Origin of the sequence: Paraburkholderia bengalensis, from assembly GCF_037126505.1 — a bacterium.
Lineage (GTDB): Bacteria > Pseudomonadota > Gammaproteobacteria > Burkholderiales > Burkholderiaceae > Paraburkholderia > Paraburkholderia bengalensis.
This window is the reverse complement of record NZ_JACFYJ010000036.1, coordinates 45433-58552: the sequence shown is the minus strand read 5'-3', so window position 1 is coordinate 58552 and position 13120 is coordinate 45433. Positions and strand designations below refer to the sequence as shown.

The 13120-nt window shown below is 61.7% G+C and carries 13 protein-coding genes and 2 pseudogenes; 11 read left to right on the top strand and 4 right to left on the bottom strand.

Annotated features, from left to right (window positions below; genetic code table 11):
• Positions 1 to 13 precede the first annotated feature (13 nt).
• From H3V53_RS21365 to H3V53_RS21330, 8 genes are read left to right on the top strand one after another with little or no spacing between them, the layout of a single operon-like run.
• Positions 14 to 850, top strand: coding sequence for a fumarylacetoacetate hydrolase family protein (locus H3V53_RS21365; protein WP_054925450.1), 837 nt, complete (start codon positions 14 to 16; stop codon positions 848 to 850).
• Positions 847 to 1659 carry a shikimate dehydrogenase family protein gene (locus H3V53_RS21360; RefSeq protein ID WP_336599651.1) on the top strand — a complete coding sequence of 271 codons (813 nt, stop codon included), beginning with the start codon at positions 847 to 849 and terminating at the stop codon, positions 1657 to 1659. Before H3V53_RS21365 ends, H3V53_RS21360 begins: the two co-directional genes overlap by 4 nt.
• A 50-nt stretch (positions 1660 to 1709) precedes the next feature.
• Positions 1710 to 2543, top strand: a complete 834-nt coding sequence (locus tag H3V53_RS21355; protein WP_336599650.1) for an IclR family transcriptional regulator — start codon at positions 1710 to 1712, stop codon at positions 2541 to 2543.
• A complete protein-coding gene (locus tag H3V53_RS21350; RefSeq protein ID WP_336599649.1) occupies positions 2540 to 3025 on the top strand; it encodes a MaoC family dehydratase in 486 nt (161 codons plus the stop codon). Before H3V53_RS21355 ends, H3V53_RS21350 begins: the two co-directional genes overlap by 4 nt.
• Positions 3026 to 3039: 14 nt before the next feature.
• On the top strand, positions 3040 to 3903 hold the full coding sequence (locus H3V53_RS21345; RefSeq protein WP_336599648.1) for a sugar phosphate isomerase/epimerase family protein: 864 nt from the start codon (positions 3040 to 3042) through the stop codon (positions 3901 to 3903).
• A 12-nt stretch (positions 3904 to 3915) separates the two neighbouring features.
• Entirely contained in the window at positions 3916 to 4377 is a 462-nt protein-coding gene (locus H3V53_RS21340) for a MaoC family dehydratase (RefSeq protein ID WP_336599647.1), read from the top strand.
• Between the two features lie 51 nt (positions 4378 to 4428).
• Positions 4429 to 6045 (top strand): acyl CoA:acetate/3-ketoacid CoA transferase, encoded by a 1617-nt coding sequence (locus tag H3V53_RS21335; protein WP_336599646.1) that lies wholly within the window; start codon positions 4429 to 4431, stop codon positions 6043 to 6045.
• The gene (locus tag H3V53_RS21330; RefSeq protein ID WP_336599645.1) at positions 6042 to 6947 is read left to right on the top strand and encodes an aldo/keto reductase; all 906 of its coding nucleotides are present in this window, start codon (positions 6042 to 6044) and stop codon (positions 6945 to 6947) included. Before H3V53_RS21335 ends, H3V53_RS21330 begins: the two co-directional genes overlap by 4 nt.
• A gap of 422 nt (positions 6948 to 7369) precedes the next feature.
• Here the strand turns inward: H3V53_RS21330 and H3V53_RS21325 are convergent, their stop codons facing one another.
• Positions 7370 to 8281 (bottom strand): alpha/beta fold hydrolase, encoded by a 912-nt coding sequence (locus H3V53_RS21325; protein WP_336599644.1) that lies wholly within the window; start codon positions 8279 to 8281, stop codon positions 7370 to 7372.
• Between the two features lie 25 nt (positions 8282 to 8306).
• Positions 8307 to 8684: pseudogene (locus tag H3V53_RS21320) on the bottom strand (alpha/beta fold hydrolase); the annotation flags it as partial.
• Here H3V53_RS21320 and H3V53_RS21315 point away from each other — a divergent pair.
• Positions 8682 to 8971 (top strand): annotated as a pseudogene (locus tag H3V53_RS21315) (MerR family DNA-binding protein); the annotation flags it as partial. The pseudogenes H3V53_RS21320 and H3V53_RS21315 sit on opposite strands and share 3 nt — an antisense overlap.
• Positions 8972 to 9027: 56 nt before the next feature.
• On the opposite strand, the gene H3V53_RS21310 reads toward H3V53_RS21315, so the two are convergent.
• Both H3V53_RS21310 and H3V53_RS21305 read right to left on the bottom strand, forming a co-directional pair.
• Positions 9028 to 10428, bottom strand: coding sequence for an MFS transporter (locus H3V53_RS21310; RefSeq protein ID WP_336599643.1), 1401 nt, complete (start codon positions 10426 to 10428; stop codon positions 9028 to 9030).
• A gap of 49 nt (positions 10429 to 10477) precedes the next feature.
• Positions 10478 to 11182 (bottom strand): SDR family NAD(P)-dependent oxidoreductase, encoded by a 705-nt coding sequence (locus tag H3V53_RS21305; protein WP_336599642.1) that lies wholly within the window; start codon positions 11180 to 11182, stop codon positions 10478 to 10480.
• 260 nt (positions 11183 to 11442) lie between these two features.
• Between H3V53_RS21305 and H3V53_RS21300 the strand changes: the two genes are divergently transcribed.
• Together H3V53_RS21300 and H3V53_RS21295 are read left to right on the top strand one after the other, a co-directional pair.
• Positions 11443 to 12030 carry a nuclear transport factor 2 family protein gene (locus tag H3V53_RS21300; RefSeq protein WP_336599641.1) on the top strand — a complete coding sequence of 196 codons (588 nt, stop codon included), beginning with the start codon at positions 11443 to 11445 and terminating at the stop codon, positions 12028 to 12030.
• Complete coding sequence (locus H3V53_RS21295) at positions 12030 to 13115, top strand: maleylacetate reductase (RefSeq protein ID WP_336599640.1); 1086 nt, start codon at positions 12030 to 12032, stop codon at positions 13113 to 13115. The genes H3V53_RS21300 and H3V53_RS21295 overlap by 1 nt, the downstream gene beginning before the upstream one ends.
• The last annotated feature ends 5 nt before the right edge of the window (positions 13116 to 13120 follow it).

The following is a 13120-nucleotide window of genomic DNA, read 5'->3' as shown; positions in this document are numbered from 1 at the left end:
AAGAGGAAAAGGCATGAAACTGTTTCGCTTTGGTCCCGTAGGGGCGGAAAAACCCGGTGTCGTCGACAGGAACGGGACGCATCGCGATCTGTCTTCCGTGATCGCCGATATCGATCCCGCAACGATCGCTTCCGGCCTCGAACACAGGCTCTCGGACATCGATTTCACCACGCTGCCTGAAGTACCCAAAGGCACACGTTTCGGTCCGTGCGTTGCACAGCCTGGCAATTTTCTCGCGATCGGCCTGAACTACGTCGAGCATGCGAAGGAGACCAATGCGCCGCTGCCGCAAGAACCGATCATTTTCAACAAGGCGCCCAGCTGCATCGTCGGGCCGGACGACGACATCGTATTGCCGCGTGGCTCGGAAAAAACCGATTGGGAGGTCGAACTCGCGTTCGTGATTGGCAAACGCGCGCATTACGTCAGTGAGGCCGACGCGTTATCGTACGTGCTCGGTTACTGCGTCTGCAATGACGTATCGGAGCGCGCGTTCCAGCTCGAACGCGGCGGCCAGTGGGTTAAGGGAAAGTGCGCGCCGTCGTTCGGTCCAATCGGCCCGTATCTCGTGACCGCCGGGGAAATCCCCGATCCGCAGAAACTGCCGCTCTGGCTCGAAGTGAACGGTGAGCGCCTGCAAGACAGTGACACGAGCGATATGATTTTTTCGATCCGGACGATCGTGTCGTACGTGAGCCAGTTCATGGTGCTGATGCCGGGCGATCTCATCACGACAGGCACACCGCCCGGCGTTGGTCTCGGCATGAAACCGGAGCGCTATCTGAAGCATGGCGACACGGTTCGCCTGAGCGTGGAAGGGCTGGGCACGCAGACCCAGCGCGTCGTATGAGCACGGCTTCGTCAATTCCAGTGACGGGCGCAACTGCGCTATATGCGATCGTCGGCGATCCCGTTTCGCAGGTGCGTTCGCCACAGGTCGTCAACGCGCTGTTCGCGCAGGCGCAGATCGATGCGCTGCTGGTGCCGGTGCACGTTCCGCGCGAGCGCTTCGGTGAAACGATGCGCTCGCTGATGGCGATCGGCAATCTGCGCGGCATCGTGGTGACCGTGCCGTTCAAGGTCGACGCGATGTCGCTCGTCAGTCACGTGTTGCCGGGCGCGCAGGCGGCGGGCGCGCTCAACGCGATGCGCCGTCTGCCCGATAATCGATGGGAAGGCGACATGTTCGACGGTGCCGGTCTGGTGCGCGCGCTCAACGATGCCGGTCATACGGCGGCCGGAAAGCGTGTGCTGCTCGTCGGCGCAGGCGGTGCCGGACGCGCCATCGCGATTGCGCTGGCGCAAAGCGGCGTGCGCGAGATCGCGTTGAGCGATGTTGACGGCCAACGCGTTCGGCAGGTGATGGATGCGGTGGCCAGCGCCGTGCCGTCATGCGTGTGCCGGGCGGCCGAACCCAGCTTCGGCGGCCACGATATCGTCGTCAACGCGACGCCGCTCGGGATGAAGCCGGAAGACGCATTACCCGTCGACATCGCCGGCATGAATGCGCAGCATGTGCTCTTCGACATCGTGCCGAAGCCCGACGTGACGGCACTGATGCGTGCTGCACAAGCGCAAGGCGTGACGACGATTGGCGGCAAGCGCATGATCGAAGGGCAGGCTCGCGCGCTCGCCGAATTTTTTGGACATCGTGTATGAATGCGCTCCGGTGCAAATCAACCAAATCACTTGCAATGAGTAGGTAACGTATGAGCGTCGCTTTGGAACGTGGCATGGCCATCCTTGAGTTGCTGTCGACCGATCGAAACGGCATGCAGCTGAGTCGTCTGTCGGAAGCGCTCGACATTCCGGTGAGTGCCATGCATCGGTTGCTGACCAGCCTGATTGACATGGGTTACGTGCACCAGACCCGTGAGATGGGGCAGTACTGCCTGTCGCTGAAGGCGGTGTCGCTCGGTATCCGCTTCGTATCCAAGAACAGTCTGATCGACCTCGCGCGACCGCTGATGGACGAACTCGCGAGCGTTTCGGGGGAACTGTCGCGGCTGGGTCTGATCGACGGCGAGCGGCTGGTCTGGGTGTCGAAATCGTTGGGCACGCGCGCGGGCCTGCGTTATGACCCGGACAGCGGTGCGGAAGCCCCCTTGTTCTGCTCGGCATCCGGGCTGGTCTGGCTTGCCACCATGAGCGACGAGGAAGCGCTCGCCCGGGTGATGAAGACCGGCTTCGGACGCGATGAGGATTACGGCCCGAACGCACCGCGCACACCGGAGGAATTTCTCAAGCAATTGCGCCGCGCTCGCGCGAACGGCTACGCGACGGTCAGCAATAGTGTCGAAGTGGCAACGGCAGCAATGGCCGCGTTGATTCGCGGCAAGGATGGCGAGCCGATCGGCGTGCTGACCATCGCGGGTCCGATGTTCCGCATGACGACGAAGCGCATGCAGGAACTCGCGCCGCTGCTGATGCGCGCAACGGCGGCGCTTTCGGAAATCAACGTTTCCACGTTCGCAATGCCGCCGATGCATCTGCACGGTGAACGCGCTACCTATCCTCCAAACGGGAAGGAGATACGACAATGAGCGACTCTGTCGCAATTGACACGCGGCGCCTGCTGAAGCCGGGCCTTTACGGATTGAACGATATCGAGGCAGGCGACTATTACCTGACCGCGGGTGTCACCGTGACCGAGACGCACGTCGTCAATTTCGCGGGCGTGTCGGGCGATCACTACGACATTCATGTCGACGACGTCGCCGCACAGGAAGCGGGCTTTCCAGGGCGCATCGCGCACGGCCTGCTCGGCCTGTCGCTCGCCGACGGACTGAAGACGCGCTGCCCTGTGCTGCTCAAAGGGCTCGCGACCCTCGGCTGGAACTGGTCGTTTCGCGCGCCATTGATGATCGGCGATCGCATTCACGTCGATATCGAAGTCATTGGCAAGCGTCTTACAAAGCGGCCGGATCGCGGGATCGCAACGCTGCGCCTGAAGGTGCTGAATCAGCGCGGCGAAGTCGTGCAGGAAGGCGAGACACTGATGATGATGCCAACCAACGTCGCATGATAGAAGCGATAGTCATGCGCGATCTTTCACAACATCTGGAACACTTTGCCCTCAACACAGCGACGCTCAAACAATGGCCGCTGGAGCGCATCATCGATGGCTGCGCGCGTCGTGGCATTCGCGCGATCGCACCGTGGCACGCCGACGTCGAGCGCGTCGGCGTTGCGCAGACGAAGCGCCTGTTGCGCGAAGCACAGATCGAGTTGTGCGGTTATTGCCGTGGCGGCCTGTTTCCGGTCGCGCATGCAAGCGAACGCGATGCGGTCTTCGACCGCAACCGGCGCGTGCTTGATGCCGCGCGCGAACTTGACGCGCCCTGCGTGGTGCTGGTCGTCGGCGGCTTGCCGGGCGCGATGGAGGGCGAACCGCAGAGCCGCGATCTGGCCGGCGCGCGCGAGCAGGTGAAGGAGGGCATAGCCCGCCTGCTCGACTACGCGAAGTCACTGCACATGCCGCTCGCGATCGAGCCGCTGCATCCGATGTACGCCGCGGACCGCGCATGTGTGAATACGCTCGAACATGCACTCGATCTGTGCGACGCACTCGACCCTTCGATGCAAGGCGATCTCGGCGTCGCAGTGGATTGTTATCACGTGTGGTGGGACCCGAAAGTCGATGCGCAGATTGCCCGTGCCGGTAAACAGCGGCTGCTTGGTTTTCACGTATGCGACTGGCTCGTGCCGACCCGCGACATGCTCAATGATCGCGGCATGATGGGCGATGGCGTAATCGACATCGCGCGGCTGCGCCGTCAGGTCGAGCAGGCGGGTTTCAATGGTTTCATCGAAGTGGAAATTTTCTCCAGCGACAACTGGTGGAAGCGCGACGGCGACGACGTGCTGGACACCTGCGTCGCACGTTATCGAACTGTGGTGTAAAGGAGTGACAGCATGGAGCAATCCGGTCTCGACTTCGTCGAAGTGGGGCAACGCTATACCTTCGGCAAGACCGTGTCTGAAACCGATGTGATGCTGTTCGCCGGCATCACGGGTGATTTCAGCCCGACGCACGTCAACGAGCAGTACGCGCGCGAGAAGTCGAATCTCGGCGGACGCATCGCGCACGGCGCCCTCATGGTGGGCTACATGTCGACCGCCTCGACGCTGTCGATCGAACATGTGATTCACAAAGAGAATCTCACTGATTTCCCGGTCTCGTCGGGCTACGACAAGCTGCGATTCCTGAAGCCGGTCGCGCTCGGCGATACGATCACCGTCGTCTATGAAGTGATCAGGGTCGATAAGGAAAAAGGCCGCAGCATCGCGAAGAACGAAGTGTTCAACCAGCGCGGCGAACTCGTCGCTGTCGGCGAACACGTCATGCGCTGGGCGAAGAAACTGAAGGGTGAGTAAGCAGGGAGAGGGCAGATAAGATCGCATTGCAGCGGATCATCGGACAACATCATGCAGATCATTACAGCAGAAGAAGCGGCCTCGCTCGTGAGAGACGGCGACACGGTGCTCATCAGCGGGTCGGGCGGTGGGCACGCGGTGCCAGACGCGCTGGTGGCGGCGGTTGGAGAGCGGTTCAAACGGGAAGGGGCGCCGCGCGGCATCACGTCGATGAGCATCGTCGGCGTTGGCGATCGTGCGGCACTGGGCGCGAGCCATCTCGCGCATGAAGGCTTGCTACGACGCGCAATCACAAGTGCACTGGTCGATTCACCCGGTCTCGTGACGCTTGCGGCAGAGAACAAGATCGAGGCATACACGCTGCCGCAAGGCGTGATGTCGCAACTGATGCGCGAGATGGCGGCAGGGCGTCCCGGCCTGATTACGAAAACGGGCCTGCACACCTTTGTCGATCCGCGGCAGCAGGGGGCGCGGCAAAGCCCTTGTACGCCAGCTGATTTTGTCGAAGTGATCCAGCTGGACGGCGACGAATATCTGCGTTTCAAGCCCTTGCCGCTGAACGTGACCTTCATTCGCGGCACAACCGCGGACGAAGACGGCAACGTGACAATGGAAGAAGAAGCCGTGCTCGGTGAAATGCTGGCGATGGCCCAGGCGACGCGCCGTGCGGGCGGCGTCGTGATCGCGCAGGTCAAACGTGTCGCGCGGCGCGAGACGTTGCCGCCGAAACAGGTGAAAGTGCCGGGCATTCTGATCGACTTCGTCGTGGTAGTGCCGGATCAGCCGCAGACGTACGCGACCTCATACGATCCGAGTTACGCGGGTGAACTGCGCGTGCCGCTCTCGGCGATCAAGCCGTTGCCATTTGGGCCGCGCAAGGTGATCGTGCGACGGGCGGCGCTTGAACTCTATCCCGGCGCAGTGTGCAATCTCGGCGCAGGCGTTTCAACGGGACTGTCGACGATCGCCGCCGAAGAAGATCTGCTCGGCGCAGTCGTACTGACCAACGAGCAAGGCATTATCGGCGGCGCCCCGCTGACGGGACGCGATTCGGGCGGGGGCCAGAATTTCGCCGCGATGATCGAGCAACCGTCGCAATTCGACTTCTACGACGGAGGCGGCCTCGACCTGGCGTTTCTGTCGTTCGCCGAAGTCGACGCACAGGGCAACGTCAACATCAGCCGTTTCGGCGACAAGATCATCGGGGTCGGCGGTTTCATCAACATCAGCCAGAATGCGAAGTGCGTGATATTCAGCGGCACGCTGACGGCAGGCGGTCTCGATGTCGGGTGGGAAAGCGGCCGGACCGTCGTCCGCAGCGAGGGGCGGCATCGTAAATTCGTCGAATCGATCGAGCAGGTCAGCTACAGCGCGGCGTTCGCGCGCGAGCGCGGGCAGACTGCGCTGTACGTTACCGAGCGTGCCGTGTTCCGGCTCGCAGACGATGGCCTCGAGTTGATCGAGATCGCGCCAGGCGCCGATCTGGAGCGCGACGTAATCGGACAAATGGCGTTCCGCCCTCGGGTCGCAGCCGATCTCAAAACCATGGATACGCGTCTCTTCGATCCGAAACCGCTGCGCATTCGCGATGAAATTACAGCGCGTGGGCGGCGTTATCGCTCGGAACGTGTGGCGCAGTGGTATGCCGCGAGGGCCGAACGCGCATGATCGAACGCGTGCCGCCTGTCGCGCTCGCGCGAGACGTGGTGGTCTCGAAGGTCGTCGCAGGCATGTGGCGCGTCATGCGTTGGGACACGTCCCGCGAAGGGCTGGCGCGCTTTATCGGCGAGTGCGTTGCGCTGGGCGTGACGAGCTTTGATCTTGCCGATATCTATGGCGGGGGCGCGGCGCAAGCGTTTTTCGGCGAAGCGCTAGCTGCCCGTGGCGGCAGTCACGACATCCAGATCATCACGAAAGCAGGCATTCGTCTGCCGTCGATCGACGACGGCGCTACGCGCGTCAAATATTACGATAGCAGCGCTACGCATCTGCGACGAAGTGTCGACAACGCGTTATCGGTGCTCGGACGCGAGCGCATCGACGTGTTCCTGTTGCATCGTCCCGATCCGCTGCTCGATCGGGACGAACTCGCGGAGCTTGCCCAGCAGTTGGTCGCGCAGGGCAAGATCGGCGCGTTCGGCGTGTCGAATTTCTCCGCGCGCGAGTTCGACTGGCTCGGTTCGCGTGTCCCGCTGGCGAGCAATCAGATCGAGTTTTCGCCGTTCCATACTGCGCCGCTCGACGACGGCACGTTGACGGCGATCGATGCTGCGGATGTCGTGCCGATGATCTGGTCACCGCTTGGCGGAGGACGGCTGTTCGACGAATCCGATCCGACGGGCACGCGTGTGCGTGAAGTGTTGCAACGGATTCAACGCGATCGAGGGCTGTCGGACTGGGTCCCGCTCGCCTATGCGTGGGTATGCCGGTTGCCGACCCGTCCCATCGTGCTGACGGGAACAAGCCGCGTCGAGGGCATCCGCGATGCAACGTACGGCGCCGGCATCACGTTGACGCGTGAAGAATGGTTCAACATCCTCGAAGCAGCGCGGGGATACTCGGTAGCCTGACTATCCGCCAAGAAAGCGTCCGCATCCGTTGCGTCGCTCACGACCGACCGCCTTAAAGCCACTACTCGTTCGAAATCGTCGAGGCACTAGAGGAGGCCGGCTTCCGGTCTGCTCGTGACTGTCGGTGATCAATTGACTGCGAAAACGGACGCTATGACAGACAACGATAGCTTTGCTCGATCACGAGATGACTCGTTGCGTTGAGGCACGTGAGTTCTGTCGACAACTGTCGTCCAGGTGATTCCTCTGGCGAGTTCGTACATGACAACGTGCGAAATTGTGCGAAAAGCCCCGGACCTCTAGCGCGACGACGCGGACCTCAACAACTTTAATAAATCGCGCGATTTCGAGTTCAAAAGCGGCGTCGGCGTATCTTCGATCATCCTGCGCAGAAGCATTCGCGCGCCGCGTGCACGAGATGCCTAGAACTTGTCGCCTAAAAATCCACCGAGGGCCGACAATACCTCATTCGGCGCGTCCTCGGGTAACAGGTGACCTCCCGGCAATCCTGCGCCCCTGACATTCGTCGCCCAGCGAGCCCACGTATCGATAGGCGAGGTGTTTCTCGCCTTCTGTTCCTGTTCGCTCCAAAGCACCAGTACCGGACAGGCGAGCTTTCTTCCCGCGGCAAGGTCGGCGGCGTCATATTCCGCATCCTCTGCGGCAGCGGCGCGGTAGTCTTCACAGATCGCGTGACGCACGTCCGGATTTCGAAACGCGGTGCGATAAGCGTCGAGCGCTGAAGGATCGATGCGCGTGAGTCCTCCCGCCATCTTTGCCAACGCTGCGTCGATGTAAGCGTCCGGATCGGCAGCGAGCATCCGTTCCGGAAGGTCAGCGGGCTGCGCCAGGAAAAACCAGTGCCACGCGTTTAGCGCAAAGGCCTTGTCGATACCGGCGAAAGCGTCGAGGGTGGGGATGACGGTCAGCGATGCATAGGCGGCGACCCGTTCTGGATGGTCCAGTGCAAGCCGGTAGCCGGCACGCGCGCCCCGGTCATGTCCGACCACAGCGTACCGGTCGTGGCCGAGCCGGTCCATCAACGCGGCGAGCGCACCGGCGACGCGACGTTTGGTCCATCGCGGCTGATCGTTGCGGGTCCGGCTGGCGCCGTATCCCGGCAAATCCGGGACGATGACGGTGCGGTGCTTCGCAAGCTCGGGCGCAATCAATCGCCACGCGACGTGAGTTTGCGGATAGCCGTGCAAAAGGAGAACCGGCGATCCCGTGCCGCCGACTCTGCCGCGAAACGAGACATCATCCGTTTCGACATCAAGCGCGGCGAAGCCGGGGAAGAAGTCACTCGCCGCCGTTCGCGCGGTGCGGGTTGTCATCGTGTTCTCCTCGTGGAACGTGACGTCATTGCCCGGACACCGACCTGACGAACTCGGCCAGATCGTGGTTGAACCGGTCCGGCTCTTCGATGAACGGCGCGTGTCCTGACCCGGCGTACACCTTGCTGACGATACATGGATTGAGTTCGGCCGCGCGGTCCAGCGTCACGTGCGTGTCGACCAGTGCATCGTGCCCGCCGTAGATGAACAGCAATGGCACGCGCGCCTTGCTGATCCCGTCAGCGGCAAACACCGTCATGGTCGGGATTTCCTTTTGCATGTCCCACGAGGCCATCGCGGCGTTGGCGGCCAGCCGGCTAAAGGTGTCGACATCCGGCCGACGATTGAAGCACAGTCCAACGAACGTACGTTCCCCGTCGAGATGCGTCTTCAGATCCGGGGTTTGCTCGCATCGGTGCGCGCGAGCAATGGCTACCGCATGTTTCCCGAGAATGCGGTCACGCAGGTCAAGCAGATCCAGCGCATGATCGCGACCGGTTTCACCATCGACGACATTCGCAGCTTTCCGGATTGCATGCTTCTCATCGAAGGCGCGCGCTCGTGCGACCAGATTACCGAAGTCCAGCGGCAACGCCTCAAGCCATCGATCGTCAGATGGCGGATCTCGAACGGCGGCGCGCACGGCTCATCAAGACCTTGTCGGAAGGTACGTTTCCACCAGTCGACTGATGTGAACCTGTTCGGCTCGCCGAAATGCCGGCAATCGAAAACTCGAAGATCGACCCTTACACAGGCACATTCGACGCGGACTTTTTCTTGCGAATATCTGCGCGTAGCCGGTTGTACTCCTGTTTGCCGATTGGCGCGGCATCGCGTTTGCCCAGCGCGCTGACGGGCAGCCGGAACGTTTCCCGAGCGGTCCATGCGCCCAACGCACCGACTGCGCAAATCGCCAGCGTGATCGTTCCAACAATCAGCGGTATGTGCTGGGTTCCGGGCGGCACGGCAAGGGCGATGCATGCGGGCAAAACAGCGGTAATGGCGGTGCCGGCGTTCTGGCCGATAGCCATTGCCGTGACTCGGGTGCGTGTCGGAAACAGCTCCGGCATGAAGCTGGTGTACACGGCATTGAAGCACTGATAGACCACGCCCCACATCACGATTGCAACGGCAATTGCAACCGTCGCATTGTGCAGGCTGATCGCATACAGATACACATACGAGAGAAGTCCCGACGCGAGCGCGCCGAATATGATGAGCGGGCGGCGTCCCCATCGGTCGGAAAGGCTGCCTGCGAACGGAATGACGAATGTGGCAACGCCGTTCGCGAGTAGCGGGATCCACAGAAAAAGACCTTTAGGCAGGCCGATCCCATATGCGGGCTGCACTGCGTAGGCCGCTCCGAAGATCGACGTCACCGAAAGAATGATCGCAATCAGCGCGATTGCCGAGATGCGGACGATGTCGGGCCAACTGTCGCGCAGCGCTTCGGTGACTGGCGATGCAGGGATTTGCCGATTGTTTGCTTCATCGACGAATGCGGGCGTTTCCGATACCTTGCGGCGAATGACGTAACCAGCGACGAGCACGAGCAAACTGAGCAAGAACGGTACGCGCCATCCCCACGACAAGAACTGTTCCTCGGGCAGATACGAGGCAAGCGGCAAAAAGATGGCGGCGGCGAACACCTGACCCGCGGTCACGCCTTGCATCGCGAAACTCGCAAAATAACCGCGCCGCCCGAACGGTGCATGCTCTAGCACGAGAGAACTTGAGCCGGAAATCTCGCCTGCGACTGCGAAGCCTTGAATGAGCCGCAGAATCACAAGCATGACAGGCGCAGCGAAGCCGACTTGCGCAAAGGTCGGCAGAAGCCCGACCGCGAGCGTCGAGAATCCCATCATGAACATGCATGTGAGCAGCAAATTCTTGCGCCCATGTGTGTCGCCACGACGGCCGAGCAGGAATGCGCCAACCGGCCTCGCGAGGTAACCGACGCCGTATGTGGCCAGCGACGCGGCAATCGCAATGCGGCTGTCCCCGGTGGGAAAGAACAGCTGCGGAAACACCAGTGCGGCTGCTTGCGCGTAGATGAAGTAATCGTAGTACTCGAGCGCTGATCCAATCCAGGCGCTCGCCGTGGCAGTTCGGGCCTGAACGCTGCTGTGCTGAGGCTGTGCTTGCATGGTGTCTCCTGTCCGTGTCGTGTCTGTCATGGCTTCGGCTGCACAGGGCTCAATAAGTCGCGCGGCCACCTGACAGATCAAAGGTGAAGCCAGTCGTGAAGCTGCATTCGTCGCTTGCGATCCACGCCACCATCGCAGCGATTTCCGGGATGGTCAGAAAGCGGCCCATCGGGATGCGGGCCTTGCTGGCCTCGATGTGTTCCTTCGTCATCTCGCGGAACAGATCGGTTTCCGTAATGGCGGGTGCGATGCAGTTCGCGGTGACACCACTTCCGGCCAGCTCGCGCGCGATGGATTTGGTCAGACCGATGACACCCGCTTTTGCCGCGGCGTAGGCGCAAATGTTCGGGTGTCCCTCTTTGCCGACGATTGATGCCACGTTGACGATGCGTCCGTTGCCACGCTCGCGCATATGCGGTGCGACGAGGCGACAGGTATGGAACACGCTATTCAGATCGACTGCAAGAACACGGTTCCATGTGTCGACCGGATACTCCCAGATCGGCATCACCGGTCCGTTGATACCCGCGTTGTTCACCAGTAGGTCGACGTGGCCGAACGCTTCGAGCGTGGCGGCGAATGCTGCTTCCACAGAACTCGCATCGGCGACATCGACCGGTTGCACAAAGCCTGTGTGTAGGTCTCCCAGTGTGTCGAGTGGCGAACAATCGATATCCCAGCAGGCGATGCGGTAGCCTTCGCGCGCAAGACGTTCCGCGATACCGCGCCCGATGCCCCGACCAGCGCCCGTCACGATGGCAGTGCGTGTGTCAGATTTCAGTTGATTCATAGGTCGCTTCCCAGATCAATGTGTTCCTGTGGGTGATTCGGTTTCCATGCTAGAAACGCCAGCATGGCTCGTCAACGATCCCACTGGCGTTCATTCACATACGGGAACAAACCAGGGAATGCCCCGGTTCGCGCCAGAATTCGCTTGACCGTACGGAATCTTGCGTATCAGTATAGAAACAGATTCCTATACGTGAACAAGCGAGGTGTTGGATGGAACAGGCGATGATCGACAGGTTGATGATTCGGGAGGTGATTGAGAACTGGGCGCTATGGAGGGATGCAGGCGACTGGGAACGCTTCGCGACCGTCTGGCATCCGGATGGCCGCATGATGGCGACGTGGTTCCAGGGCAGCGGTTCCGAGTTCATCGAAGTCACGAAGGCGGGTTGGGCGAAGGGCGTAAGCATCCTGCACTTTCTGGGCGGCACGTCGGTCAACGTGAGCGGAACGCGTGCGGTCGCGCAAACCAAGATGACCATTTCCCAGCGCGGCGAAGTTGAAGGGACGTTGTGCGACGTCGTGTGCACCGGTCGCTTCTATGATTTCTTCGAGAAGGTTGGTGACCGGTGGCAGATGCTGCTGCGTCAGCCGATCTACGAAAAGGATCGTCTTGATCCCGTCAGACCGGATGCCCGTCCCGCTCTCGATGACGCCTTGCTGGCGGAATTTCCTGCGGGGTACCGGCATCTCGCGTATCTGCAGACTCGCATCGGCTACCAGGTCAAGCGCGACATGCCCACGCTGACCGGTCCTGCCGTCGAAGCGCTCTACGAGCGCGGCCGCCGGTTTCTGCAAGGCGGAGCACTGTGATGCCGTCTTCCCCGGTGAAGCGCTTCGACTACCGAGCGTTGCCGTCCCGCGTGCTGTTCGGTGCCGGCAGGCGCCACGACACGCCCGACGAAGTACGGCAACTAAACTGCGTGCGTCCTTTGATCGTCTCTACACCGGAACAGAGTGAACTCGCCGGAAACATTGCGGCGCTTTTCAATCCGCCGTCTGCGCAGCGCTTCTGCGAGGCTGCAATGCACACGCCGTGGGACGTCACGTCGCGGGCGCTGGCGGTCGTACAGGAAGCACACGCCGACTGTCTGATCGCCGTGGGCGGTGGGTCCGCGATAGGTCTTGCGAAAGCAATTGCGCTGCGCACCGGCCTGCCTCAGATCGCGATACCCACTACGTATGCCGGATCCGAAGTCACGCCGATCATCGGCGAAACGCGGGACGGTGAGAAGCATACGCGCCGCACGCTGGACGTGCTGCCGGAAGTGGTGATCTACGACGTCGAACTCACGCTGACATTGCCCGTACGTTTATCGGCGACGAGTGGTCTCAATGCAATTGCGCACGCAGTCGAAGCGCTGTATTCCGTCGATGCCAATCCCGTCACATCGATCATGGCGGAAGAGGGCATCGCGGCGCTTGCTGCCGCCTTGCCTGCGATTCTCGACGATCCTTCCGGTCTCGACGCGCGCAGCCGCGCCCAATATGGCGCCTGGCTGTGCGGAACCTGCCTCGGCTCGGTCGGGATGGCGCTGCATCACAAGGTGTGTCATGTGCTGGGCGGCACTTTCGATTTGCCTCATGCGGACACGCATGCCGTCATGCTGGCTCACGTCGTCGCTTATCAGGCCATCGCTGCGCCGCACGCGCTGCAGCGCGTCGCACGCGCGCTGCAGGCCGACGAGGCCTGGAGGGGACTGCATGCGCTCACGAGCCGATTGGGTGTGCCGCAGTCGCTCGCCGCGATCGGAATGCCGCGCGACGGTATCGCGCGCGCGGCCGAACTGGTGCTTGAGCAGACGTACGCGAATCCGCGCACGCCGGATCGGGAATCGGTCAAGGCGATGCTGGAACGAGCGTGGTGCGGGGCGCGGCCACAAACCGACTTGTCGTAACAGGA